Annotated in this window: 29 protein-coding genes and 1 tRNA gene; 11 read left to right on the top strand and 19 right to left on the bottom strand. The window is 48.3% G+C overall.

The window, feature by feature from the left end; all coding sequences use genetic code 11:
• Window position 1 precedes the first annotated feature (1 nt).
• A tRNA-Gly gene (locus QXF64_01265) sits at window positions 2-76 on the top strand.
• Between the two features lie 492 nt (window positions 77-568).
• On the opposite strand, the gene QXF64_01260 is transcribed toward QXF64_01265, so the two are convergent.
• A complete protein-coding gene (locus QXF64_01260) occupies window positions 569-1,375 on the bottom strand; it encodes a class II glutamine amidotransferase (GenBank protein MEM1689123.1) in 807 nt (268 codons plus the stop codon).
• Between the two features lie 335 nt (window positions 1,376-1,710).
• Between QXF64_01260 and QXF64_01255 the strand changes: the two genes are divergently transcribed.
• From QXF64_01255 to QXF64_01240, 4 genes are all read left to right on the top strand, one after another.
• Window positions 1,711-1,971, top strand: coding sequence for a hypothetical protein (locus tag QXF64_01255; GenBank protein ID MEM1689122.1), 261 nt, complete (start codon window positions 1,711-1,713; stop codon window positions 1,969-1,971).
• 40 nt (window positions 1,972-2,011) lie between these two features.
• Window positions 2,012-2,173, top strand: a complete 162-nt coding sequence (locus QXF64_01250; GenBank protein ID MEM1689121.1) for a hypothetical protein — start codon at window positions 2,012-2,014, stop codon at window positions 2,171-2,173.
• Between the two features lie 278 nt (window positions 2,174-2,451).
• Window positions 2,452-2,826, top strand: coding sequence for a hypothetical protein (locus tag QXF64_01245; protein ID MEM1689120.1), 375 nt, complete (start codon window positions 2,452-2,454; stop codon window positions 2,824-2,826).
• A gap of 34 nt (window positions 2,827-2,860) precedes the next feature.
• Window positions 2,861-3,250: a pyridoxamine 5'-phosphate oxidase family protein gene (locus tag QXF64_01240; protein MEM1689119.1), complete on the top strand. Its 390-nt coding sequence runs from the start codon at window positions 2,861-2,863 to the stop codon at window positions 3,248-3,250.
• Here QXF64_01240 and pdxT read toward each other — a convergent pair.
• Window positions 3,233-3,850 carry a pyridoxal 5'-phosphate synthase glutaminase subunit PdxT gene (pdxT, locus tag QXF64_01235; protein ID MEM1689118.1) on the bottom strand — a complete coding sequence of 206 codons (618 nt, stop codon included), beginning with the start codon at window positions 3,848-3,850 and terminating at the stop codon, window positions 3,233-3,235. The genes QXF64_01240 and pdxT overlap by 18 nt on opposite strands.
• A gap of 65 nt (window positions 3,851-3,915) precedes the next feature.
• Here pdxT and glmM point away from each other — a divergent pair, with 65 nt between their 5' ends.
• The 5 genes from glmM to npdG are packed head-to-tail and all read left to right on the top strand — an operon-like array spanning window position 3,916 to window position 7,227.
• Window positions 3,916-5,280, top strand: a complete 1,365-nt coding sequence (gene glmM, locus QXF64_01230) for a phosphoglucosamine mutase (protein MEM1689117.1) — start codon at window positions 3,916-3,918, stop codon at window positions 5,278-5,280.
• 56 nt (window positions 5,281-5,336) lie between these two features.
• The gene (locus QXF64_01225) at window positions 5,337-5,570 is read left to right on the top strand and encodes an Lrp/AsnC ligand binding domain-containing protein (protein MEM1689116.1); all 234 of its coding nucleotides are present in this window, start codon (window positions 5,337-5,339) and stop codon (window positions 5,568-5,570) included.
• Complete coding sequence (locus tag QXF64_01220; GenBank protein MEM1689115.1) at window positions 5,567-6,133, top strand: AAA family ATPase; 567 nt, start codon at window positions 5,567-5,569, stop codon at window positions 6,131-6,133. The genes QXF64_01225 and QXF64_01220 overlap by 4 nt, the downstream gene beginning before the upstream one ends.
• Complete coding sequence (locus tag QXF64_01215; GenBank protein ID MEM1689114.1) at window positions 6,123-6,542, top strand: RNA-binding domain-containing protein; 420 nt, start codon at window positions 6,123-6,125, stop codon at window positions 6,540-6,542. Before QXF64_01220 ends, QXF64_01215 begins: the two co-directional genes overlap by 11 nt.
• Window positions 6,543-6,576: 34 nt before the next feature.
• The gene (gene npdG, locus QXF64_01210) at window positions 6,577-7,227 is read left to right on the top strand and encodes an NADPH-dependent F420 reductase (protein MEM1689113.1); all 651 of its coding nucleotides are present in this window, start codon (window positions 6,577-6,579) and stop codon (window positions 7,225-7,227) included.
• Window positions 7,228-7,354: 127 nt separating this feature from the next.
• On the opposite strand, the gene rnz is transcribed toward npdG, so the two are convergent.
• From rnz to QXF64_01195, 3 genes are read right to left on the bottom strand one after another with little or no spacing between them, the layout of a single operon-like run.
• Window positions 7,355-8,275, bottom strand: a complete 921-nt coding sequence (gene rnz, locus QXF64_01205; protein ID MEM1689112.1) for a ribonuclease Z — start codon at window positions 8,273-8,275, stop codon at window positions 7,355-7,357.
• 56 nt (window positions 8,276-8,331) lie between these two features.
• Complete coding sequence (locus QXF64_01200; GenBank protein MEM1689111.1) at window positions 8,332-9,366, bottom strand: methyltransferase domain-containing protein; 1,035 nt, start codon at window positions 9,364-9,366, stop codon at window positions 8,332-8,334.
• Entirely contained in the window at window positions 9,366-10,244 is an 879-nt protein-coding gene (locus tag QXF64_01195; GenBank protein MEM1689110.1) for a ribose-phosphate diphosphokinase, read from the bottom strand. Before QXF64_01195 ends, QXF64_01200 begins: the two co-directional genes overlap by 1 nt.
• 216 nt (window positions 10,245-10,460) lie before the next feature.
• Here QXF64_01195 and QXF64_01190 point away from each other — a divergent pair, with 216 nt between their 5' ends.
• On the top strand, window positions 10,461-13,352 hold the full coding sequence (locus tag QXF64_01190) for a hypothetical protein (protein ID MEM1689109.1): 2,892 nt from the start codon (window positions 10,461-10,463) through the stop codon (window positions 13,350-13,352).
• Between the two features lie 40 nt (window positions 13,353-13,392).
• Here the strand turns inward: QXF64_01190 and QXF64_01185 are convergent, their stop codons facing one another.
• The 14 genes from QXF64_01185 to QXF64_01120 all read right to left on the bottom strand — a co-directional run bounded on the left by QXF64_01185 (window position 13,393) and on the right by QXF64_01120 (window position 22,952).
• Window positions 13,393-13,932, bottom strand: a complete 540-nt coding sequence (locus tag QXF64_01185) for a FumA C-terminus/TtdB family hydratase beta subunit (protein MEM1689108.1) — start codon at window positions 13,930-13,932, stop codon at window positions 13,393-13,395.
• A complete protein-coding gene (locus QXF64_01180) occupies window positions 13,929-14,777 on the bottom strand; it encodes a fumarate hydratase (protein ID MEM1689107.1) in 849 nt (282 codons plus the stop codon). Before QXF64_01180 ends, QXF64_01185 begins: the two co-directional genes overlap by 4 nt.
• Window positions 14,777-16,351: an O-phosphoserine--tRNA ligase gene (sepS, locus tag QXF64_01175; GenBank protein MEM1689106.1), complete on the bottom strand. Its 1,575-nt coding sequence runs from the start codon at window positions 16,349-16,351 to the stop codon at window positions 14,777-14,779. Before sepS ends, QXF64_01180 begins: the two co-directional genes overlap by 1 nt.
• 1 nt (window position 16,352) lies before the next feature.
• Window positions 16,353-16,934 carry a hypothetical protein gene (locus QXF64_01170; GenBank protein ID MEM1689105.1) on the bottom strand — a complete coding sequence of 194 codons (582 nt, stop codon included), beginning with the start codon at window positions 16,932-16,934 and terminating at the stop codon, window positions 16,353-16,355.
• A gap of 10 nt (window positions 16,935-16,944) precedes the next feature.
• Window positions 16,945-17,391: a CBS domain-containing protein gene (locus QXF64_01165; GenBank protein MEM1689104.1), complete on the bottom strand. Its 447-nt coding sequence runs from the start codon at window positions 17,389-17,391 to the stop codon at window positions 16,945-16,947.
• Between the two features lie 41 nt (window positions 17,392-17,432).
• Entirely contained in the window at window positions 17,433-17,858 is a 426-nt protein-coding gene (locus QXF64_01160; GenBank protein ID MEM1689103.1) for a winged helix-turn-helix transcriptional regulator, read from the bottom strand.
• Between the two features lie 26 nt (window positions 17,859-17,884).
• Entirely contained in the window at window positions 17,885-18,061 is a 177-nt protein-coding gene (locus tag QXF64_01155) for a hypothetical protein (GenBank protein MEM1689102.1), read from the bottom strand.
• Between the two features lie 4 nt (window positions 18,062-18,065).
• Window positions 18,066-19,466: a DUF5667 domain-containing protein gene (locus tag QXF64_01150; protein MEM1689101.1), complete on the bottom strand. Its 1,401-nt coding sequence runs from the start codon at window positions 19,464-19,466 to the stop codon at window positions 18,066-18,068.
• A 249-nt stretch (window positions 19,467-19,715) separates the two neighbouring features.
• Window positions 19,716-20,627, bottom strand: a complete 912-nt coding sequence (gene twy1 / locus QXF64_01145) for a 4-demethylwyosine synthase TYW1 (GenBank protein MEM1689100.1) — start codon at window positions 20,625-20,627, stop codon at window positions 19,716-19,718.
• Window positions 20,611-21,597, bottom strand: a complete 987-nt coding sequence (locus tag QXF64_01140; GenBank protein ID MEM1689099.1) for a DHH family phosphoesterase — start codon at window positions 21,595-21,597, stop codon at window positions 20,611-20,613. The genes twy1 and QXF64_01140 overlap by 17 nt, the downstream gene beginning before the upstream one ends.
• 7 nt (window positions 21,598-21,604) lie before the next feature.
• The gene (locus QXF64_01135; protein ID MEM1689098.1) at window positions 21,605-21,970 is read right to left on the bottom strand and encodes a prefoldin subunit beta; all 366 of its coding nucleotides are present in this window, start codon (window positions 21,968-21,970) and stop codon (window positions 21,605-21,607) included.
• Window positions 21,895-22,224, bottom strand: coding sequence for a KEOPS complex subunit Pcc1 (locus tag QXF64_01130; GenBank protein MEM1689097.1), 330 nt, complete (start codon window positions 22,222-22,224; stop codon window positions 21,895-21,897). The genes QXF64_01135 and QXF64_01130 overlap by 76 nt, the downstream gene beginning before the upstream one ends.
• Complete coding sequence (locus QXF64_01125) at window positions 22,211-22,711, bottom strand: hypothetical protein (GenBank protein ID MEM1689096.1); 501 nt, start codon at window positions 22,709-22,711, stop codon at window positions 22,211-22,213. Before QXF64_01125 ends, QXF64_01130 begins: the two co-directional genes overlap by 14 nt.
• A 10-nt stretch (window positions 22,712-22,721) precedes the next feature.
• Window positions 22,722-22,952 (bottom strand): 50S ribosomal protein L37ae, encoded by a 231-nt coding sequence (locus QXF64_01120; protein MEM1689095.1) that lies wholly within the window; start codon window positions 22,950-22,952, stop codon window positions 22,722-22,724.
• Between the last annotated feature and the right edge of the window lies 1 nt (window position 22,953).

The raw sequence follows: 22,953 nt of genomic DNA, 5'->3' as shown, positions 1-22,953 counted from the left end.
GGCGGCCGTGGTCTAGCCTGGTCTAAGACCCGGGCTCCCCGGGCCCGTGACGCGGGTTCGAATCCCGCCGGCCGCATCATTCAATTTCAACTTAGTGGGTTCATTTCCAAACCCTCCAGGATTGCCTTAACCCTTCTCCAACCTAATCATTTGGGTTACAAGGATTTCTGTTCGGAATTTGAAGTTTGTCACGGTGGCGGTAAGATTCAAATTTGGATAAAGGTTGCTCCTTAAGACAACATCCTTAACAGTATTGCAAAGTGTTAGAGCTTCAAAATTATAAACTAATTCAATTTGACCTTTTTTCCCATCTATCAATCAGCTCTTTAAGTTTTGGAAACAAAAATGAAATTAGCTAACCATCAGCTTTCCCCCCAATGGCTATCTCAGCATTGAGATCGTATTCTCTGAGATTTAGTATCCATTGATGGAAGTGATCAAAACATACTTTTAAAATGGAAAAGTCACAGAGGCTGCAGGAAGGATGGAGAAGACCTCAGGATGAAAGGGAACTAACACACTTGGGTTCCGACGGGATAACCAAGCTTTGATTCGTTTTTAATGGCGTTTAGCTCATGCCACGACTAGCGCTTGAAAAGACCATATCACCGTTCCTAAAGACGATTAGCTCTCCACGCTCAAATTTCTTCCATCGCTCGTAGGTCAGCTCTCTCGACGCTATGATAAACCCCCTCTGAGATGGGTCTTTTTCTGCATCAAGATTTACTTCAAAATCCTCATCTCGCAGACGAACCGTACAGAAAGGGGCCTTGCGTCGGACGAAACAGAGCCCGCTGTATCCACTCATATCATGATAGCAAAAGAGATATTCTCCATCAGACATTAGACAGTTGAAATCCCCGTAACTGTTGATTTCTCTAAGTTTGTCATGCAACCATCTGAAATTTCCCTTGGACCAATTGTTGATGTCGAGGCTCCCCTCTTCAATTTCGCTCTCTAATGAAGCAAGAATATGGCAAAATGCGTGCTCCGAATCGGTCTCCCCCACCGGTCTGAATCTTCCGATTTTCAGCGCCCGGTAGTTATGAAGTGTTCCATTATGGGCGAAAACGAATTCTTTACCCCCCAATTCCCTCTGGAAGGGATGCGTGTTTTTGTGGGTCACAGGTGAGCCGCTTGTACACCTCACGTGGGCAATTATTATTTTGGACCTTATTTCCGGGTAGTCTTTTATAAATTCGGACAATAAACTTTCGCCTGCCCGTATTGGTTCTTTGATTACCTGGACTGACTCATCCGGATAATAGGCAATTCCCCAACCGTCTCGATTTTTCTCCCCCCTAAGCCGGAACCCTCTAAATGATAAATTGGGCCTGACTGGCTGATTGAATATCATCCCCAACAGTTCACACATTTTACTTTCCGAGTGAAAACTTTGGTTGTGGATATATTAATCTAATCTATTATTCTGGGGATCGTATCCAAACTTCAGCCAAGAGTTTTCTGCAAGCTGAACCTGCCCCGTTTTTATTCTCAAACGTTGAAAAGAATAGGTAAAGCAGGAGCATCCAAGAGGCTAATTAATCTTCATCTTCGCTTCCCTTTTTTCCAATACTTTCGAAAGTATCCAATGCTCGCCGGCCGCACCATGCAATTTTTGAAGAATTTTCGCAATTTGACGAAAAAAAGCTAGCATATCGACTTGACGTCGAGCAAAGAATCACAGGAATTCCTACTGCCGATAACCATATGCTTCAAATTGAATATCACATAACCGGAGATTCAGAGAATGTTTCCCTCTACCTCTATAATTTTTCGTCTGGTATATGGGAAGAGATAGACATTCTGCGGGCCCGCACCCTTGAAAATTACTATTTCAAGCTTACTGACACGCCATATCTCCAAGGAGGCGAGGTAAGATTGAGATATGTACAGAAAGAAAACGATAATGACACGACTTATTTAATGATCGACTTTGTGCGTGTTAGAAGTTGGATGGATGACCCGTGAGAAATGCTTTTATAAGCGTGCAAGAATCGAGTATTTTTCGATGCCCAAAAGGAAATGCGGTAAGAAGAAAAAGAAAATCAAAAAAGAGGAGGAGGTCCTGGAAGAGGAGGAAGCCGAAAAGCTCCTAGAGGAGTTTCCGGAGGAAGAGATACCAGAAGAAGACGAGGGTATGGAGTGGTACTACGACGAGGAAGGCTGGTAACTTCTTTTCCGGGAACCTCCAAGGCAAACCACGAGTCTAGTAGAGAGAGGAGGTTATAGGCAAAATTTCTTAATTTACCGAGAAATCAAATAGTTCTGGTGAAGCTTGAAAAGATTATACTGGTCTCCTGAACTTCCTGTTCCTGAAACCTTGCGGTCCAATAAGCCACTTGTAATTTTGGACTCCTGCGCACTTTTCCTGCTATTCCGACCACAAATGATGGAACACATCTCAATTTTCAAAAAAAAACAACCATCACGGAGAGACTGAATAAACTGATGGATCCAAAGATAGAAACATCTGTGGTTGTTTTCGATTTTATTCTTAACGAAGCAGAGATAGAGGAGAAAAAAATTTTTGGAGAAAAAACGATGAAGAAAAGTCTAAAGCAGAAAAATGTTTTTCTCGTGAAAACCGATATCAGAGGATTGCGGGCGGCGGCGAGAACAATAGACATGATTCCGCACAAGCATGAAGTAATCAAAAAATTTGACAGCTTTTACTCAATCGACTCTGCTCTGATTGTCTGCACCCGCAGACTTGCCCAAGAGGGTGTGAAGGTGTATATTGCAACTATCGACCGCGCAATGACTGAGCATCTGCAAAAATGGGGAATTCCAAATTTTTTCAAGGAGATAGGTATTTCGTTCTGATTTGTTTATATGAATCGTGGGTAAATTTTTATTGATGAAATTCACAAAGAAGGAAATCGATTTCCTCGAGAAGGGCGAGGTCTGTAGGTTCGCGACAACCGATAAAAATGGAAGACCACATGTTGTTCCGGTTTGCTACATCTTTCATGACAATTTTATCTACATAGCCACCGATTACAACACAAAGAAATACAAGAATGTGAAAGAGAACCCTTATGCAGCTTTGGTTGTAGACACCTACAAACCACACAGAGCAATCGTCATACAGGGGAAAGTGGAGATTTTGGAAAGGGGAGAGGAATTCAGAAAAATCCGTGAGATGTTTTACAAGAGGTTCAAATGGGCGAGGGACGATCCGTGGGATGAGGGAGAAGCCCCCATCTTGAAAATCGTTCCCGAGAAGAAGCTAAGCTGGGGGCTTTAGACACATCTTCAAGAAAAATTCGTGTAGTCTGGTGTCGTCCGTTAACTCGGGATGAAAAGCGAGGGCGAGAAAGTTCTTCTGCAAAACTCCTACAATCCTTCCGCCAAACTCTGCGATAACTCTGGCGTCTCCCCAGACTCTTTTGACAGCCGGAGCCCTTATGAAAACCGCCCTGAAGAGTCCACCCTCGATGATCGGGATTTCTATGTCGGCTTCAAAGGATTCTCTCTGTCTGCCGAATGCGTTTCGCACAACCTCCATATCCATAAGACCTAAGAGGGGCTGACCGGTTCTTTCCACCTGCTCATCCCCCTTTTTCGCCAAAATGATCATCCCAGCACACGTCCCAAAGACTGGAGTCCCAGACAACCCGAGTTTCCTGACCGTTTCAAACATTTGGGAAGTTTGCATGAGTTTGCCTATCGTTGTGCTTTCGCCACCAGGGATGATTATACCCGAGCAATCGAGGAGATCTTCTACGTTGCGTGCCCAGATGACTTCACCTTCTATTCCCATCTTCTGCATGGTTTTCTTCGTCATTTCGATGTGCTCCTCAACTGCGCCCTGCAAGCCAATCACACAGATTCTAATGGGTTTCACCGTCATTCTCCCAAAAATCTCGGAAAACTTCCAGATTTAAGATATGTGGAGGGGAGTTTGATACGATGAAAAAAAGGCTCTTTGGAACCAGAGGGATAAGAGGACCAGTTCATGTCAAGGTTTCACCGGAGCTTACTTTCAAATTAGGACTTGCGCTCGCCGAGTTGACCGGCGGTGGCGAGGTTGTGGTCGGAAGGGACACGAGGGTTACTGGGGAGATGCTTTTTTCAGCGTTTTCGGCGGGATTGATGGCTGGCGGATCCGATGTGCTTGATGTTGGAATTGTTCCCTCGCCATGCTTGGCTTTCGCGACGAAGAAGCTTGGGGCGTCGGCTGGCACGATGATAACAGCCTCCCATAATCCGCCGACGGACAACGGTCTGACGTTCTACACCGAGAATGGGTCTGAATTCACAAGCGAGAGGGAAGTCGAGCTTGAAAGGCTCGTCCTAGATGTTCAACCAAAAATGGTGGAGTGGATGAATGTTGGAAGCGTCCACAAGATCGACATCACTGAAGAATACATCACGGATATCGAGAAGAAAGTAAAGGTCGATGGGAGTGTGAAGGTGGTTGTGGATCCGGCAAATGGAGCAGCATCAGGGATCACCCCTGTCCTTCTTAGGAGACTTGGGTGTGAGGTCGTAACTATAAACTCTCATCCAGATGGTCACTTCCCGGGCAGACCTGCAGAGCCTCAGCCGTGGAACCTTGGAGAGCTGATGGCGGTCGTCAAGAAGGTGGGCGCAGATCTTGGAATAGCACACGATGGAGATGCTGATAGATTGGCCGTTATCGATGAGAATGGAGATTTCATCAAGCATGATACGTTAATTGCTTTCTTTGCGCAGAAGATTGTAAGAGAAAGAGGTGGTGGGATAGTAATCACAAGTGTAAACACTTCTAAATCGATCGAAGAAGTTGTCCAACGGATGGGTGGGAAGGTCATCAGAGTTCCGCTTGGCGCGTTTACGGAAGGATTGATCGAACACCAGGCTTGCTTCGCTGGGGAACCGGGGAAGCTCGTGTTCCTTGAGCATGGGATGTGGGCGGACGGGATTTTTTCGGCAGCCAAAGTCGTCGAATTGATTTCCAAAGAAAGAAAACCGATTTCACGTATTTTCAAGGAAAGCGTTCCGGACTATCCCATGTATCATGAAGATTTCCACTGTCGGGACGAGATGAAGCCCTACTTCATGGAACACATGAAGAGGCATGTTTTGAAAGAGATCGGAGATGTAGAGAAGATAATTGATATTGACGGTGTGCGCATTGAAAGAAAAAACGGAAGTTGGGTCCTAGTGAGAGTTTCCGGGACTGAACCAAAAGCGAGAGTCGTCATAGAGGGCAGAAGTTTGGAGGAGCTCGAGGATTTGAAGAATAAAATAGTTGAAGAGGCTAGGAGATTTCTCGATGCGAGGATGAGATGACAGCAAACGTTCCTTTTTTATATTCCAAGTATCTATTTTGATGAGGTGAAACGGAAATGGTTAGAGCGTACAGTTTGATTTCTACCGAGCCTGGGAGAACGGCTGAGGTTTATAGGAAAATAAAAAGCATCGACGGAGTAAAACTCGCGGAAACCGTTGCTGGTCCGTACGACATTGTTGCACAGATAGAAGTCGATTCCTTGGAGAAGCTGACGAAGATAATCTTTGGAGAAATCAGAGGAGCTCCCGGCGTAACAAACACAACCACGCTGATCGTGATTGAACTGTGAGGGACTTCAAGGTCATCGGGCTTGTCGGACTTCAGGCGGCTGGGAAGACCGAGATAGCCAAAGTTTTTTCAAAATTTGGCATTCCTTGCATCAGAATGGGGGATGTTGTAGTCGAAGAGGTCAAGCGAAGAGGTTTGGAAGTAAATGAGAAGAGTGTAGGCGAGATGGCGGACGAATTGAGAAAAAAGCATGGGATGAGCATCATCGCGAAGTTAAACATACCAAAAATAGAAAGCGCTGGGAAGAGCAGCAGAGCCGTTGTCGTTGACGGAATAAGAGGATTGGCAGAAGTTGAGGAGTTTCGACGGGCCTTCGGGGAGAGATTTATTCTCTGCGCCGTTCTGGCACCAGCCAAGGCAAGGTTTGAGAGAATAACAGGAAGGAGGAGAGAAGACGATGCTGGAAGCTTTGCTGAGTTCGTTGAGAAAGATGAGAGAGAGCTTGGATGGGGATTAGCGGAAGCCATTGCGCTGGCGGACGTTTTCATCGTGAACGAAGGGACGCTGGAAGAACTTAAGGAAAAGGCGGAAGAGCTCTATAGGAGGATTATTGGTGAAGCTTGAGGTAGAGGCTGAAGTGAGGAAGACTGAAGACCCGGAAAAAGTCAAAAAAGCCATCCTGAATATCTTCCCGGGATTGCAGCTGGACATCAAAAAGGATGTTATTTGCGGTGAGGGGAGTGATGTCATGTTACTTTCGCGATTCAGGGAGCTTCTCAGAAAGCAGGCGATTCTGGATGCGGCGAGGTCCGTGATGAACGCGGGAGTTTCGGATGAAAATTCGATGTGTTTTCGTCTAAACAAACAAGCCGCCTTCGTTGGAAAGGTGAGTTTTACGAATGGGGAATCGCCGATGGGGCCGATTGTTGTGAAGATTTGGGCGGAAGATTTGAAAAGAATGATCGATTATCTCGCCCCGAAAACGAAGAATGGGGTACCACTTTATGAGATCGATTATCTGCTTGACCCGTGAAGTTAAATAGAGATTTCTAGCTGAGGTTTTAGCGATGCAAACGATTGCCGTGATAGGCGGAACTGGAGACTTGGGCAGAGGTCTTGTGGCGAGATGGGTGCTCGGAGAGGAGAAAGTGATCATAGGCTCGCGCTCGCCGGAGAAGGCGAAGAAGGTTGCTGAGGAGCTTTCTAGGCTTACCGGGCGGGAAATCGGATGGGGTAGAAATAGTGAAGCTGCCAGACTTGCGGAAATTGTAGTGTTAAGCGTGCCGTTCGCGGCTCTCTCCGAGATTGCGGAGGAGATAAGACCAGAAGTTCGTGGGAAGATTGTTCTAAGCGTCATCGTTCCTCTGAAGTTTGAAGGAGGAGATATAGAGTACATCAGGCCGGAAAGTGGATCTGCCGCGGAAGAAGTTGCGAAGTTGCTGCCGGAGGCGAGAGTCGTTTCGGCCTTCCACACGGTCGGAGCGAAGATGCTTCAAGATATCGGATCGCCGGTTCCGTGTGACGTCGTGATCTGTGGGGATGACCTGGAAGCCAAGAAGAGAGTTATCAGGCTTATAAATCACATCCCTGGGATGAGAGCGATTGACGGTGGGCCGCTAAAGAACAGCAGGTTAGTTGAAGTTACTGTCGCATTGCTTGTCGAGCTCTCGCGGATGTACGGAGTTCCTGGCGTGAGTTTGAAGTTTGAGGGACTTTGATTTTCTTCTACGTGGGGAAGGAAATCGGGCGGAGCGAATCGCTTTTATCGTCCGCTGAAGAAGAAATATGGGCGATGAGGAAAAGAGGGTTAGGAGATTTGATGATCGAATCCTCCAGACTGAGCCCTCATTCTTCGGGATAGGGAATCTCGAGTTCCATCAGGTCTTCTGCGATGATCGTGTTTGGAAAAATCCTTCTGGCTTGCTCGAGCAGAGGGGATGGGTCCTCATGTCTCGGGCTTATGTGGAAGAGAATCAGAAGGCGAACGTTTGCTGCTCTCGCGATTTCGGCCGCCTCTAAAGGGGTGGAGTGACCTCCTTCTCTTGCCTTTTCCGAGAATTCTTCGCCGAGCGTGCAGTCGTGAATTAAAACATCCGCATCTTTCGAAAGCTTGACTATTTTCTCAGAAGGAATGGTGTCACCAGTGTAAACTATCTTTCTTCCCCTTCTGGCCGGACCTAAAACATCACTAGGGTAGACTTTTCTTCCGTCTGGAAGTGTGATGCTCTCTCCGGCTTTGAGCCTTGAGAAGCCGGGGCCGGGACGAACACCGAGCGAAATCGCTTTCTCAACGTTGAGCTTTCCTGGGCGGTCGTTTTCTACTAGAGCGTATGCTAGAGAGGGGACTGAGTGGTCGGCCTCCGCCGCGACTACTCTGTATTCAGACATCCTGACCTCTTCCCCGTCAGAGAGCTCGCGGATCTCTAAATCGAACGTTAGGTCGTATCTGGGAGCGAAGATGTAGGATTTCAGACGTTCTCCTTCGCCACGCGGACAGTAGATGGATAGTGGCTCTTTTCTTGAGAAAAGGGACATCGTCTGGATGAGACCAGCAAGACCAAGAAAATGATCTCCGTGAAGATGCGTGATGAAGATAGCGCCAACTTTCAGCGGGCTTAAGTGGGCTAGGAGCATCTGGCGCTGCGTTCCCTCACCACAGTCGAAGAGGAGCAAGTCGCTCTCTCTCCTTATGGCTATTGAGGGCATTCCGCGAGATTTTGTTGGAATGCTGCCGGTTGTTCCCAAGAAGATTATCCTTAGAGTCATCACATAATTCTCGTGTTTGGAAGTTAATAATCGATTTTTAAAGCCCACGTGTGCACTTAAAAACTGCCCGGCTTCCTGAAAACGTGAAAACATCTGATGAGACTGCGATGAACCTTCTGCTCGTGATAATCGACCACTTCGAGGCCCGCCTCCTTTCCAGTTTCTCTGATATCTGCCGGTGCAGTTATACAGAGAAATCTTCCAGGCTTGAGAACCTCTGTCATCGAGTGAAGAGATTCTCGATAGAGATCCCAGACCTCACTCCCTGCGGTCGTGGCTTGCCTCCCGTAGGGCGGGTCTGTCGCTATCGCGTCCACCTCCATTCCACCCAGCTTTCTCGCGTCTCCAACTTCCAGCCTGTAATCCCTGATCCCGAAGGCCTCCAGATTTTTCTTCGCTCCCTCAACCATCTCTGGTTTTATGTCAATCCCAACCGGAATCGCACCGACAAGACCCGCCTCAATCAAAATTCCACCGACACCACAGAAAGGATCCAGAAAAATCCCACCCGGAGGTGTTCTCGCCAGATTAACCATACATCTTGCCAAAACCGGTGTCAGAGTGCTCGGATGAAATGCGGGTCTCCTGGATGGTCTCCTCGCCGTAAACCTTTTCCTATCAACCTCCGCTACTTTCACTCCGCAAACACAACTCTCCCCAGTCAAAACGAAAACAAGTTCAAACTCCGGATTTCGCAAATCAGTTTTAAATTTTACCTCCCGCGAAATCTTCTCCGCGAGCCACTTTTCCAACTCCGGCGTTTGAAGATGTTGTGCGCTTCTTTTAATCCTCTTCACGGTGATCGCAAAAGTCTTCCTCGGATTAAATATCTCCAAGAAGTCAGAGCTGAAGAGAGAATCCAAGATTTCCCGCTTGAATGCCGGCGAAGTAAAGAGGTGGAATCCAATCATCCAGCTCATTGCGAGTCTTTCAGCCAGAACAGCAGGCTCCGCCGAGGTTTCCCCAACCAAAACTTGATCGAGAACATCGACTGGTTTAAAAGTATGCCCTAGAGCCTCACACGCCCCCACAACCTCAGCGGCCGGGAGGCTTGAGTGCTCCCCAGAAAGAAGAAAGAAAAATCTCGCCATCAGCGCAACGCCTCAACAATCAGAGGTGCCACCGAAACTACGCTTTCCTTACGCTCAATCGTGTCAGTCGCTACGATTCTTGCGACTCCCGCATTTCTGAGTTTTTCCTTAGCATTCCCGCAGAGAACGGCATGCGTACATGCGGCAAAAATCCTCCTCGCTCCAGATTTCCTCAAAATCCTCGCAGCCTCGGCTACAGTCCCACCCGTGCTTATCATATCGTCTATTATCACAACATCTCTTCCCCTAACCTCAAACCTCTTCGGCCTCATCATAACCTTCGTCGGAGTCAGCCTTCTTTTCTCTAGATAGTCATAGTCTGCGCCGAACTCTCTTGCGACTAGTCTAGCTCTTTCCTCTGAACCTTCGTCGCCCCCCACAACCAATGGTTTCCTCAAGTGAAGCCTCTTTAGCCAAACTCCCAAGAGTGGCATCGCCGTAAGATTCCTAGACTTCAAGCCAAATCTTGGAAGGGTTTCTGGTTCATGGATATCAACCACTATGAAGGAGTCGGCGCCGGAGTTCGAAATAAGGGATGCCACATAATCGAGCGTCACGGCTTCACCTGGTTTGAATCTCTTATCTTGCCTAGCATAGGCGAGATAGGGAACAACCAAAGTGACTTCCAACGCACCTAGATCCTTAGCGGTTTTAGCGAGAAAATAGAGTTCCATCAGATTTTCGTTCTGCGGTTCCGGGGTTGATTGGACGATCACGACGTGCTCACCGGCAACCTCCCGTGTAAACCTGACGTAAAGCTCGCCATCGGGAAACCTCTTGCGCTCGGGTCTTAAGAGAGGACATCCCAAAAGTCTCGCAATCCTTTTCGAGAGCTTCGGGGAAGCCGATCCTTCCACAACCAGCAAATCTTTCACCATTAGAAATCTCCAGTTTATTTTTTATCGGTTGCCTCTGTGGCCACTTCTATTTTCACGTAAGAACGAGTTCTGAAGATATACGTCAAATGTCGAAATTTCCTTCAAAAATCGTCGAAAAAAATAAAGCGCTTTTCTTACCATTTGCAAAATTTAAATTTCCGATAAGCTTTAAATAGGGTAAGAAAAAGATAATTCCGCAAAAAAGAGGTGAAAGAAATGAAGAGTACAACAGCAATGATAGTGATTGCGGCAATGCTAATGACACCGATAGCCATGGTTCTTTCGACGAGTTTCACCAGCGCAGCGCACACAGCAACAATCTCGATCACACCAAGCAGAGTCCGTGGCGGAGAAAACGTGATTCTCGACGTCACAGTAACAAACTCTGGAGATAGCGTGCATGCCATCAGCAAAGTGAGAGTCACCATTCCGTCTGGATGGTCAAAACCATACCCGGTCGTGCGGATTCCAAAGGAGAACAATGTATGCGTTGTTGCAGCTGATAACGTTGTATACATCCCCGCAGGAACCACCGTGCTTCTGATCGAGAACGACAATATCTTCCTGCCGGAGAACACCGTGGTCATCGTGAAGGAGAACAAGTGGGTTTGGGTGCCTCCACTTGGACAGACGCAGTTACTTGAAGACGTCGAGGTCAAAATCGCTGCTAGCGGAGGAACTTTCACAGAGAATGTTGACTGGGAAAACTTTGAGGTTGCCAAAGACGTAAGCTTTGGTTACCCCGTCGGCACGGCTCTAGTTGTGGATCAAGACATTTTGGCGATCAAAACCGGTCCCAGTATCGTAATGCTTCCAGAGAATGCAAAGCTTAGAACTGTTGGCGATATGAACATCAAATTGTCCGACAACGCAGTGAAACCGGCTACAGACATAACCGCGGTCATAAAGGACAATGCTGTGACTCTGGTGACAGACAGACCACAGAACGTGATGAACTGGACCTTGCCCAGCGGGCGCAGTCTACAATTGATTGACAACGAAGTTGTCATACCCGCTGGTACCTTGGTACAGCTCACTAGAGCAACAACATTCGAAATAATCAGAGTCTCAGACAACACAGTGGTCATAAGAAAAAAGGGTCAGGAACTCGATGTTAGCGCCGCAACCGTGGAGAACATCCCGAGCGGATGGTCCGCGAGTAGTGCGGCAACCTATGTAGAGTGGACCGGTGGTCAAATCGCTCCCGGCTCAACCGTGACCTTCAAGATCGCCGTAGAGTCAGCAACTTCAAGCGGTCTTTACAACTTCACAGTGACAACAACGGATACGACAAATCTTGCCAGAAACTGGACTACCTCAGTTGAGGTCGACAGTAACCCGCCAGTGCTCACCCTCGAGGTTGACAAGAGCTGGGTGGGCGGAAGCGAAAACGTGACAATCAAGCTGAAGGGCAATGAATCGTTCACCTTCGAAAACGTAGAAATCTGGGAGAACGGAATGGCTCCCAGGCTGCTCACCCTTACACCGAACGAAGACAACACCGAGTGGACTGGAGTCTACACAACCGAGAACACGGATTACTGGGACAACGACGGTTACATAACCGTGAGAGTAAACAAGGCAAAAGATGTGCTCGGGAACGAGAATACTGTTGCCATCTTCGCTGACAAGATATTCGTCGACAGACGCAGACCGATAGCTCCCAGTCTGACTGGTATTGGACTGTCCGTAGGCATCGAGAACAAGAACGACTACGTGGTCAACGTAACTCTCTCCGATACCGATGATAACCTAGTGTTCACACCATCGGGCTACACACCTGAAGGCCTGAAGCTCGAGGTCCTATTGGACAACGAAGTAGTCGCCAGTGGAGTTGCGGACTGGACCGGACTGGTAAGCTTTGAGCTTACTATTCCGGACGGCAAACACAAGATCGCGGCAAGAATAATCGACAAGGCCGGAAATATCGGTGAAGAAAGCATCGACAACTTGGTCGTCGACACACGTGCTCCAAATGTGACAGTAGAAGTAAAAGAGAACGTCTCAGGGGAGAGCATCTCTGACGGAGGTTACGCCAACGAAAACGTCTTGGTGATCAAAGTGACCTTCAGCGACGAGGTTCTGGGAATAGAGAATAAGCTCAACTGGCCAGACCTCTTCGAAAACGAGAACCTTGACAACGGTTATGTCGTCGTCCTGAAAGCTATCGATAACAAGGGAGTTCTGCCAGCAGACAACTTCGTTCTCCTCCCGAAGATCTACCCCGTTGAGGAGAACGTTGAAAACGCCGTACCGAACGTCTTCCTAGCCTACGTTCTAGAAAACACTATCTGCCTGCCAGAGGGAACGTACGAGATCGTTGCAATTGCCGGAGACAGTATGTTCTCGAACTACGGTAAGGGAGCTCAGAGAACAAAGGTTGTCCTGCGCTTCACGGTCGACATAACACCACCTTCCGCGCCGGTTCTCACGACCACACAGTACGTGGGAACCACGAAGGAATCCCCGGAGAGGTCGAGGAGATTCTCCTACACCATCTCCGGAACCGCGGAGGCTGGTGCGACCGTGAGAGTGCTAGCCAACCTCTACAACTTCAGAACCGGCCAACTCATCCAGTCTGGAGTTGTTCTGGGTTCCACAACAGCCGGCAGCGACAACCGCTGGACGATCATCATTGACATCAGCCAATACCAGGGTAAAGTCGTCGAAGTCCTGACCGAAACGATCGACGTCGCAGGAAACGTCAGCACATCCCGCACTAGCTACGGTTATCTGCTATACGATGCCAGCGCGCCAAGAGTGACAATCGATGCGAAGTATAAGAACATGAAGACTGGTCAGAGCTCCGTCGTCATCGAAGGAACAATCACAATCGACGAGTGGGAGACCTACGACGACATCACCGTGACGGTTAGCCCGGCTGGCGCTTCCGTGAACCTTGACAGAACTACAGGCAAGTTCACGGCAAGCATCCCGCTGGCCGAGGGTAAGAACCAGATAACTATAACCGCCACGGACCTGGTAGGCAACTCCGGCTCCGACGCTGCTATAATCACAAAGACTGTTACACCATGGGCAACTTACGCAATCGTCATCGTCATCATCGCACTGATCCTGGCCGCAATCGCTATCTTCAGGAGAGCCTGAGGGTCGATTTAAAACCGGCCCTCTAGCCTTTTTTTCTTTTTTATTTTCTTTTCATTCTCCCAGTGTAGAGATTTTTGCCGTGTATGTCTATAGCTACTACACAAGGAAAATCCTTGACTCTTAAGACCCAAATGGCCTCGGCTGGCCCCAGATCTTCCCAGATTACCTCCTCGACCTCTTCAACAAATCCGGCAGCAAGCACCCCGGCGCCCCCTGGAAATGAGAGATAAACACATCCAAGCTCGGGAAGTCTGGCGGCAATTTTTTCCCCAACACCTCCCTTGCCAATCAAAACCTTTACTCCGGTGATTCGCAGAAACCTTTCCTGAATTTCGTCCATCCTAGAACTCGTTGTCGGCCCTGCGGAGATAACCTCATATTTTTCCTCATGTCTGACAACAAGCGGACCACAATGATACACCACGCCCCCTCTCATGTCAACAGGCGCCTTACCCGATTGAACGACCCTCACATATGCCTTGTCTCTCGCCGTGAAAATTCTCCCAGAAATTTTCACGAGATCTCCAGCACGAAGCTTGGATATATCTCTTAGAGTTACCGGAGGATGAAGGATTTTCAAGGCTCTATCACCTCCATCCTTCCGTCAACAAGCCTAGCCAGTCCCCTTCTCCCCGGCCAGCACTGGAAGGAAAACGCAATAGGAAAACATGCCGTGTGAGTCGGAGCGGTTTCGATCTTCACACCGAGAACAGTACAAACTCCACCAAGACCCATCGGACCAATTCTCAACAAGTTCGTCCTTTCAGTTAACGATCTTTCCAACTTCGCAAGTCTTCGATCCGGATTTCTCACATCCAACCGCCTGAGGAGCGCTCGTCTCGATAACAGGATCGCGCGAGAAGCATCACCCCCGATTCCGACACCAACGATAACGGGAGGACAGATTTTACCACCAGCCTCCCGCAAGACTTCCAAAAGTTGCGCCTCTACCTTTTCCAAGCCATTCGATGGTGAAAACATGAAAAGTTTTGAAAAGTTCTCCGTTCCGGCACCCTTAACAAGCAAAGCCACTTCAAGCCCCTCATCTGCTGGTTCTATGTTGACAGACCACACACCTCCAGAAATCGCCACACGGCTCAGCGGATCCACGGCACTCATCCTCAGAGGTACCTTTTCCTCCGCCTCTAGAACCGCTGCACCGATTGAACGAGCAACATCAAAATCAAGCCTCTCCCCAACACGAACGAAAAAGGAGAGAACTCCAGTATCCTGACATATTGGTGCTTCCTTCTTTTCAGCCAGCTTTAGATTCTCCAGCATCATCTCGAGCTGCAGCCTCGCAACCCTTGAACGCTCGATCCTCACACACCTCTGAAGAGCTTTCCGCACGTCTTGAGGGGCTCTAGTTTCAGCTTTTTTTACAAGTTCGACAATACAGGCGCGGAACTCCCTCTCAGAAATCATCACTCCACCTCTATCACGGCCGTTGTGAAGAAGGGACCGCGAACATCCACCCTCTTCTTGTTCGATGTTATAAAGTTCCTCGCGGGCTCTTCTATCTCCAAATTTATGTCCGATGGCAGCTTCACATTTTTAATCTGAACCTCCACCATTTTCTCCCCACTCTCAACGGCTTCCTCCGCTCTCCTTCCGACCAAGTTTGCAAAAGCCGACATGAACTTTATCCCAGTCGAGATCCCCTTCTCCCTGACTACTCTGACGAATTCTTTTTCCTCCCAGCCAGTTGGCGGAACCGCTATGATGTTTCCGTCATAAACAAAGATTTCGTTAAAACCTGCGGGTCCCACGAGCTTTTTATTCTCCTCCGGTTCCACAAGCTTAACGCTCACCCGTCTCCCGCCGATTTCACCCTCGAAGACAAGAAATCCGCACGGACTGGGAGCATCGGCATATTTTTTCGCTATCTCAAACAAATTTTCGGCGATCTTTCTCCCGACCTCTGTTTTAGGAATCTCCACCATGTGAATCATCTTCGCTATCTCTTCATCGGAAAGAACAACAGGTGTGTAGAGATACGGATAAACCAGCCTGCGTATATCCGTTTCCCCCGTCTCGATCATGAGAAGACGTTCAAGCCCGATTCCCAAATTGAAAACCGGATACGGTATCCCGTAGTTCGCCAGAGCAACCGGACTGTAAAGCCCTCCATCCCCAACCTCAACAGGACCAGACTTATGTTCTAGGAAGACTTCGAATTCCGTCCCGGGAGCGTAATAACGCGAAGTCGACTTTTTGATCTTCATCTCAACACGCGGATACCCAACTTCGGCAAAGATTCTCCTTGTTATCTCCATTCCATCTTCCAGCGTTATCTCCTTCGCCATCACGACAACTGACGCCGTCCAAGACTCATACAGATGCGTTTCATCGAGTCTTTGTTCTCTCCTGAACTTTGGCCCGACGTGAAAGAGCTGGATTGGAAGAGACTCTCTCCGGTAGAGCTCTGCGAGTATCCCGAACCAGCCGGCCGTCGTATGCGAGCGCAGCGTGAGATCGCCAGGAACAGGTTTAAGATCTCTCAGCTCAGAAAAGAGTGATAAAATTTTCTCCGCCTCCGCATCGGAAATCGAAAGCTCGCTCGAAATCGTTTCTATCAGGTCGTCCGCAGGAATCTCCCCCAGCTTATACCTCCTAAAAATTTCCTGAAGCTTCTCAACCTTGTTGAACGATGGAAGAAAGCTCCTTATCTCCTCTATCTTTTTCTTCCCGATTCCAATGTCAGGACGCTCAAGCGTTGCGAGGAAGAAAACCCTGTCCAATATTATCGGCGCCTCCGATCCGTATTGCTTATAGACCTCACGCTTGTCGACGATAATCGGGACAATCATCTCCCTGAAACCAAGTCTAATCAGAGCCTGTCTGAATCTTTGTACAAGTTCGAAGAGTGGGTTTGGCTTTCCGCTAGGTTGGAGCTCGAAAACCCTGCCCGATTTCCTGACAAGGTTCGCGCTTTCTTCCCAAGCCTTCCTGAAATCCTTCTCCGCAAGTTCACGCAACTTTCCGACATCAAACGGCAAACTAACCACCCTCCATGAAGGCCAGAGTAAAATCCCTCCTAGCCTGTTCTACTATCCTCCTCACCCGATCCTGTTTGTGTTTCATGCCCGGTAAAACAGACTGTGGGAAATCAAGCTCCATTAACATCTCAAAAATTTCCTCCATAACCCCCAAGATTTTTTCGCTCTCACGCCTATCTCCATTTCTCACACCATTGAGAAAAACCCTGTAAAGTTCTCCGGCAACGTCTGCCAAGGCGAATGCATACGCTCTTGGAAAAACTCCAAGACTCTCAAGATCCGGAAGTGTCCCGTTTTTCAAGATAGAGGCTAGCATAACCGCTTCGGCATACTCCTGCTGAGCTGAAACGAGGACATTATAGAACATTCCCCAACCCTCTTCATCCAAAAGTGCTTCGAAACTTTTTAGATTTTCACCGCTTTTTCTGATCAAAGCATTAGCGGTCTTGAAATTTCCCCTGTGAATAGCGCTAATAGCTCTCGACGCATTTCTTATTATCTCGCGGGAGAGTTTCTGCACATTTTCCTGTATCCTCTCTTGCCGGGCGAAGTGTTTCCTCAATCTTCCTATCGTTCTTCTCAAGAGAATTCCCTCAATCTGGCTTTGACCCCTCTTTCAGCGGAATTAGATATATCTCCGGAATTCTGGGAAGAAGGAAGGGAGCTAAGATCTTCGATGCCCTGCCAATATCTGTCGATGTCAAAATTCCAACTATTTTGCCCTCCTCGACCACCGGCAACCGTCTTATCATATGCTTGTCCATCAGCTGGATGGCTTCTATTATGGGTGTTTTAGATTCCACAGTTATCAGCGGCTGGGACATTATCTTTTCTACTTTTTCGTCCATCGATAAACCTCGAGCCACCGCTCTGACCACGATGTCCCTATCCGTGACAATTCCGACAGGCCGATCTTCCTGGAAAACTATGATGCTTCCAACTTTTTCCTCTGCCATCAATCTGGCCGCCTCCGCAATCGTTCTAGAAGCCTCTATCTTCACGACCTTTCTCGTCATGAAATCTTCAACCGTCACGGGCATGCAATCCACCTCCAAACAAAATCTTTTCTGCCCCAACACTATTAAGATTTCCCGCCGAACTCCTTCGTTGCCCTCAAAATGTTTGTCTTATGATACCTTATTTTGATGATTGCACCCTTCTTTTCGAGATTGTTGACAAGAGCACTGAGTTTTGACTTCGACATGTCGACCCGCCTTCTAAGAACGTCCTGCCTTATCTCTCCTTCTCTTAATATCTCATTCAAAACTTTTCTCTCATCCTCACTCAAAGTGAGCATTGCCACCCTAACCGCTCGCTCAGTTGCGTAGCGTTTGAAAAGAAAAAGCAGAATTGCCGCAATCGAACCAGCTACAGACGCCATGATCGCCACAGCAACAACCAAGGCTGAAAGATCAAAAAAAGGTGAAAAAAGATAAACAATAAAGCTCAGACAAAGCTGAAGAACCACGACAACCGCGACGATCGCTAGCATCTCCTTGGTATCCATCGATTTTATCTTGACATTCTGTGTTTTTATTTCTGGCGACGCGTGGCGGCGACCATCAGAAGAGCTATCCCCCCTGAGACCACCGCCGGCAGCAGAAGAGCAAGAACTTTGGCTGAAAGGTCTTCGACACCCTGAAACAACCCAGCGAGGATGACCACTGGTAAGATCATCGAGAGTATGACTATCCCTGCGTCCTGCCTCATCGTTTCACCTTCTCCAGTGCGGCGGTTTTATCATATCTACGATCGTGGACTGTATCTGCTGCGGAGGTATCTCTCCAGCTTCAACTCCCTGCTGAATCTGATTGATACTCTGCAAACAGTTCTCCGTCCATTCTATGAGATTTTCGACTGGTGCACCGGCCGGAACGTTCTCTTTAAGTGGCAATATCTTGTGCTCCAAGAGATTTCTGACCCTTTCCAGTTGTTCCGGTTTATTCACTCTCCTAACGATTCTGTAGACATGTTCGCTCGCCATGTCCAATGATCGCATGCTTCTGAGATTTTCGACCTGCATCTGGAGATTCTTGATCAAGACCTCGACTGTTGAGAGATCGAGATTATCGATAATTTCTTGAATGTTCTCACCCTGACGCAGCCTTTCTCTTATTTCCTCTCTGATCTGCTTGAACTCTTGCCTGATTTCTCTGATTTCCTCTCTGATCTGGCGCAACGTTTCCTTGATGTTCTCACGCATTTCTATCGGAGGTACTTGAGGAATGTTTACAACTTTGTTCTCCACAACGACTATTACTATAACGATCCTGTTGCAAATAGGTGGAATCCATGGCAGGATCTCTGGCATGTTTTCGCGGATATTCTCGAGCTTCTCCCGGTATTCAGCGAGTTTCTCCAGCACTTCTTCGATGAGCTGATTATCCGTGCAGTTTGTCAGCGCTTCCTCTAGCCTTCTCTGTATGAGTTCTGCGAGATTTTCAGCGTTCTCTGGTTTCACAACAATAATGTTCTCTATTCTGGCCATCAACCTTGTGGCGACCATCATATGGACTCTGTGCAGAGCCGGCTCTATCGGCAAATTCATTCGTAGGTTCTCTTCCGCTTCTTTCTTGAGATCTGCGAACTCCTCACGCATCTCTCTGATTCTCTCGCGGATCCTCTCGCGAGCCTCAACGCGAGCCTGAACTTCTGAAAGAACGCCCATCACTGCACTGCTCCTGCAAAGCGCAAAGGAAACCGCAAGCCTGGCTTTCTCCGGCAGATTCTCGTTCTCCAGAAGAGTCTCTAGTCTTCTCGTGTGTATCTGGACCGCCTCCATCGCCCTGACGAGACCGACGTTTTCAGCAGCCCTCTCCGTCGCCTTCTCCAGTCTTTCAGCGATCTCGTCTGCAAGCCATGCGTATCTCTCGGCCTTTTGACGTCTGACCATGAGCTCTAGCTCCGCTGTTCTCTCTTTTGCGAGAGAGATATCCATCTGCTGTCCACCTGCAAACGATTCTCTGATTCTCTCTCCGATCCTTTCCAGTCCGTACAGCGGACTGTCTGGATTAACATCGATGGAATCTACGATAACCGGTATCGCCATTCCCGCGCCCACCGAGACCAGCACTATTACGACCACCACGGCCGCAAATCCGTGTTCTCCCAGCATTGTTCTCCCTCCTTTCATTTCGGGTGCAGCTCCTCGTGCGGCCCCTGTCACCGCACGACTCATTGATTCCGAAGAAATTTGTGTAGGAGGAAGTATTTAGAAAATCTCCAAAAACGGTTCGATATTTTAATTTTCTTTCTGCAAAAACAAAACTTTTCCAAAAAATTGAAGAAAATTTTCCTTTAGACCGTTCAAATGGTCCAAATTTTCCCAAATTTCAAAAATAAAGCACGAAATAATTGTTTTTGATCAGCGCTTGAGTAGGACAACTCTGCTCGCCGGTTGCTCACCTGGTATCCGATATCCCGTCGCTGAGGAAAGTTCGCTTGCGAAACTTGTAACATCTGCGTGAGAAGGCATGTTCTCCAATTTGAGTCTGCTTCTAGAGTAACCAACCCACATATATCCCTTCACTTCAACAAAGTCCGGCTCAGCGCGAATGACAAGCGGAGCATACGCCGCTGGATCGTCCATATTCATTCCTCTGATTAGAGTTATCCTTATAGCCGTACGACCTTTAAAACTCCTGAGAACATCCAAACTTTGCAAAAGCCTGTTCCACCCATCCTGAATGAGTGGAGAACACAGTCTTCTGTAAAGTTCCTCATTGGGAGCAAGAACGGAGATGTAGAGTTGACTCGGACTTGGTATCTTCTCCAAGACTTTTGGATGCATGCCATTAGAGACAAGAAAACTTGTCATTCCACGTTTCGCGCATTCTTCGATCAGTTCGGCAATCTTAGGATAAAACGTGGGCTCACCAGCGAGCGATATCGCACAATGCTTCGGATTCTTCGCTTCCTCAAATTTCTTTCTGTTAACTACCGGATTCCCGCCGAAACCGCTCAAGAGTTCTCTCTGCGCTCTGATGGCTAAATCCAAGATCAGGGAAGGATCGTCAGGTTCCCCCTCCCAAACACTGGAGGTCACTCTGGTGTCTCTCCAGCAGTGGACGCATTTGTGGTCGCAAAACCACAAAGCAGGCGTCATCTGGAGACATAAGTGACTCTTTATCCCGAGCTCACGTCCGTAAAACTCCTCTTTGTAGCAAACGCCCCGGTCTAACAAGCTCTTTTTCGTCCAGTGGCAAACCTTCACAGCGCTATGTCTTCCGATTATCCTGTAGCCCGCCTTCTGTAGACGTTCACTTTCCAAGTGCATACCTAGCCAATTTCTTCTGAAGAAGATTAAACAAATTTCTTTTGAGATCTTTGAGCCTTCCTTCTCCCATCATGCTTGCCGCCCCTGGATGTCCCCCACCGCTTCCGTTGAAAATCTTCCCGAGTTCTTCCGCCACTTCACCAAGATGAATTTTGGTCTCCTCGATGAACTGCTCGCTTGCCCTCATGCTCATCCTTAGCTTACCCTTATCCTCAGATGCGACAAAGGCAGCGTCCGCACCGATCTTCACGAAAATCGAAGCCACATCACCCTCAAAAGCTCCGACCTCTGAAAAAATGAAATGAAAACCGTGAATTCTTTTAACCTCCGATCTTTCAATCGCCTTAAGAACCGCTACCCTCTTTGACTTATCCTCCGGAGGCTTGAGTAATTCTACAACTTTTTGATAATCCGCTCCCGCCTTCAAAAGCTCTGAAACCACGAGAAAGGTCTTTGGTTTAGCTAACCTGAAATGCGCCGTGTCCGTAAGAATACCGGCGAGAAGCATGGAGGCCTGCTCGGGGGTTAACTTAAGTCCCATCTCCTTCACGAGATCCGCAAGCAGTTCACATTCGGAAATGTACTCTTCAAAAACAAAATGAAAATCCACGGCTTTTCTGGTTTCCTCATTTGGTCGGTGGTGGTCTATTACTATCTTCAAACCCTGAAATTTTTCGACTTTTTCACCAAAACTTCCGAGATGACCAAAACTGGAAGTGTCCACGAGGACTATGGCATCAAAATCGAGCTCCGGGTTGATTTCCACCTTCCTTCCGAAATACTCCAATATCTGCCGAGCTGGCAGGGATATGTCATCGGCGACAGCAGCCACTGATTTTGCTCCAAGCGTAGAGAGAACCTCGGAGAGAACGACAGTGCTTGCTACCCCATCCGGGTCGGCAAAGTGGTGACAGAGAACTAACGCCCGCTTGCCCGAAAGCGACCTGAGGGCTTCCGCTACCTCCATCATCGACAAGCTAACCGGCCGCCCCACCTTTCGGCTGTCCCTTGAGAGCCTCTTCCAGCTTCTGGCGCATTTCCTCCAGTCTCTCCAGAATTCTCTCCTGCTGCCTTGCCAGCGTCTTTATTCTCAAGTCCAGCTCCTCTTTTTCTTCAGTTAAACTCTGTTGCAGCTCCTGCTTGTTCACCCTGACCAGAATTGTCCCAACGCTCTTGTAAACCACAGCATCGTCAGGTAACTTTTGCAGCTCCTGCAGCGCCATCTCTGTTTCCTTAATCAGCATCTCGAGCTGCTGTCTCTGCGCGATTATCGCCTGCGCCTGCTGCTGCGCCTGCTGGAACTGGACGAGCTGATGTCTAACCTGCGGGGAAAGCTCTTCCATTCCTCACACCTCTCCACCATCTCATCCGCTAGAGCTATCCACCTCCCCACGGAGTTTATGGCAGCTCTCAGCGAAGCCGTGTTTGGAGCATCTATCTCAACATATAAAACGCTTTCCCTTAAAAACATGGAAACTCTGCATCTTGATCTCTCTATATCCTTCTCCGGTAGAACCGCCTTGAATACACTTTCTGCTTTTTTCGTGTCTTCAAAGTCGAAATAAAGCTTTGCAGAAACTCTTTTAGGCTTCGCCACCGACTTTCCTCCAAGAAGAAACATATAACTCCGGAGGAATCCTTCCCTGTCCATCCCAGAATGCTATTTCTCTTTCTCCGACGAGCACCGCAGGTTCTCCGGATTTTTCAGCAATCTGTAATTGCAGAAACTTTGATATCTCGTGGGCAAGGGGTTCTCCCCCAGGAAGAATCTTCAAGTGCGTAGGACTGATTTCTATCTTCTTTCCGGTTCCTCTTTGAAGAACAAAATCCGAGAAGTCGATTTGGAGTTCTTCCCAGAGGCTGCCACGGGTTGGCAATATACACCTGAGAAATCCTGGCTTCCCATCGGAGTTCTCCACTATCCACACCCCTTTGAGCCCGAAGCGGAATGCGAGCGAGAGAAGTTCGTTGACCGTTTTAGTTCCCCGCGGAAGGTAGCGGGAAGACGGGAGGACTCTTGAGAGTTCACGGGCAAGAATTCGCGTCTCGTGATACGGCCTCCTTGAGGTCGTAAGCAATATCATACAATCTCTTTCAAGCGGATTCAGTCGGATAGTATGCCCGACCTGCGAATTTCGTCCCGCATCGTCTGCACTGCCATATCGCCGTGCTTATTCTCTTGGCCTTCACCGCACCGCAGTTCGGACACGGATACTGTTTCCTGGCCTTCTCCGCAACTTCGGCATATCTCCTCCTCAGAGTGAATCCATAGCGCGGGCCGAATTTTCCGGCTATTCCAACCTTTTTCGTCCTCTTTCTAGCCATT

This window comes from Candidatus Hadarchaeales archaeon (assembly GCA_038823825.1).
GTDB lineage: Archaea > Hadarchaeota > Hadarchaeia > Hadarchaeales > Hadarchaeaceae > JAVZGN01.
The sequence above is the reverse complement of the archived record's forward strand: the minus strand, read 5'-3'. Positions and strand labels throughout refer to the sequence as shown.

Bases quoted from the DNA above. Each gene is read 5' to 3' on its own strand.
- QXF64_01150 (MEM1689101.1), bottom strand. From the start codon at position 19,466: ATGCTGGGAGAACACGGATTTGCGGCCGTGGTGGTCGTAATAGTGCTG.
- glmM (MEM1689117.1), top strand. From the start codon at position 3,916: ATGAAAAAAAGGCTCTTTGGAACCAGAGGGATAAGAGGACCAGTTCAT.
- QXF64_01255 (MEM1689122.1), top strand. From the start codon at position 1,711: ATGCTTCAAATTGAATATCACATAACCGGAGATTCAGAGAATGTTTCC.
- QXF64_01195 (MEM1689110.1), bottom strand. From the start codon at position 10,244: ATGGTGAAAGATTTGCTGGTTGTGGAAGGATCGGCTTCCCCGAAGCTC.
- QXF64_01125 (MEM1689096.1), bottom strand. From the start codon at position 22,711: ATGATATTGCTTACGACCTCAAGGAGGCCGTATCACGAGACGCGAATT.
- QXF64_01260 (MEM1689123.1), bottom strand. From the start codon at position 1,375: ATGTGTGAACTGTTGGGGATGATATTCAATCAGCCAGTCAGGCCCAAT.
- QXF64_01190 (MEM1689109.1), top strand. From the start codon at position 10,461: ATGAAGAGTACAACAGCAATGATAGTGATTGCGGCAATGCTAATGACA.
- QXF64_01160 (MEM1689103.1), bottom strand. From the start codon at position 17,858: ATGGATACCAAGGAGATGCTAGCGATCGTCGCGGTTGTCGTGGTTCTT.
- twy1 (MEM1689100.1), bottom strand. From the start codon at position 20,627: ATGCACTTGGAAAGTGAACGTCTACAGAAGGCGGGCTACAGGATAATC.
- QXF64_01225 (MEM1689116.1), top strand. From the start codon at position 5,337: ATGGTTAGAGCGTACAGTTTGATTTCTACCGAGCCTGGGAGAACGGCT.
- QXF64_01120 (MEM1689095.1), bottom strand. From the start codon at position 22,952: ATGGCTAGAAAGAGGACGAAAAAGGTTGGAATAGCCGGAAAATTCGGC.
- QXF64_01165 (MEM1689104.1), bottom strand. From the start codon at position 17,391: ATGCCCGTGACGGTTGAAGATTTCATGACGAGAAAGGTCGTGAAGATA.
- QXF64_01180 (MEM1689107.1), bottom strand. From the start codon at position 14,777: ATGATTTCTGAGAGGGAGTTCCGCGCCTGTATTGTCGAACTTGTAAAA.
- QXF64_01200 (MEM1689111.1), bottom strand. From the start codon at position 9,366: ATGGCGAGATTTTTCTTTCTTCTTTCTGGGGAGCACTCAAGCCTCCCG.
- QXF64_01135 (MEM1689098.1), bottom strand. From the start codon at position 21,970: ATGGAAGAGCTTTCCCCGCAGGTTAGACATCAGCTCGTCCAGTTCCAG.
- QXF64_01155 (MEM1689102.1), bottom strand. From the start codon at position 18,061: ATGAGGCAGGACGCAGGGATAGTCATACTCTCGATGATCTTACCAGTG.
- QXF64_01245 (MEM1689120.1), top strand. From the start codon at position 2,452: ATGGATCCAAAGATAGAAACATCTGTGGTTGTTTTCGATTTTATTCTT.
- QXF64_01140 (MEM1689099.1), bottom strand. From the start codon at position 21,597: ATGATGGAGGTAGCGGAAGCCCTCAGGTCGCTTTCGGGCAAGCGGGCG.
- QXF64_01240 (MEM1689119.1), top strand. From the start codon at position 2,861: ATGAAATTCACAAAGAAGGAAATCGATTTCCTCGAGAAGGGCGAGGTC.
- QXF64_01250 (MEM1689121.1), top strand. From the start codon at position 2,012: ATGCCCAAAAGGAAATGCGGTAAGAAGAAAAAGAAAATCAAAAAAGAG.
- npdG (MEM1689113.1), top strand. From the start codon at position 6,577: ATGCAAACGATTGCCGTGATAGGCGGAACTGGAGACTTGGGCAGAGGT.
- rnz (MEM1689112.1), bottom strand. From the start codon at position 8,275: ATGACTCTAAGGATAATCTTCTTGGGAACAACCGGCAGCATTCCAACA.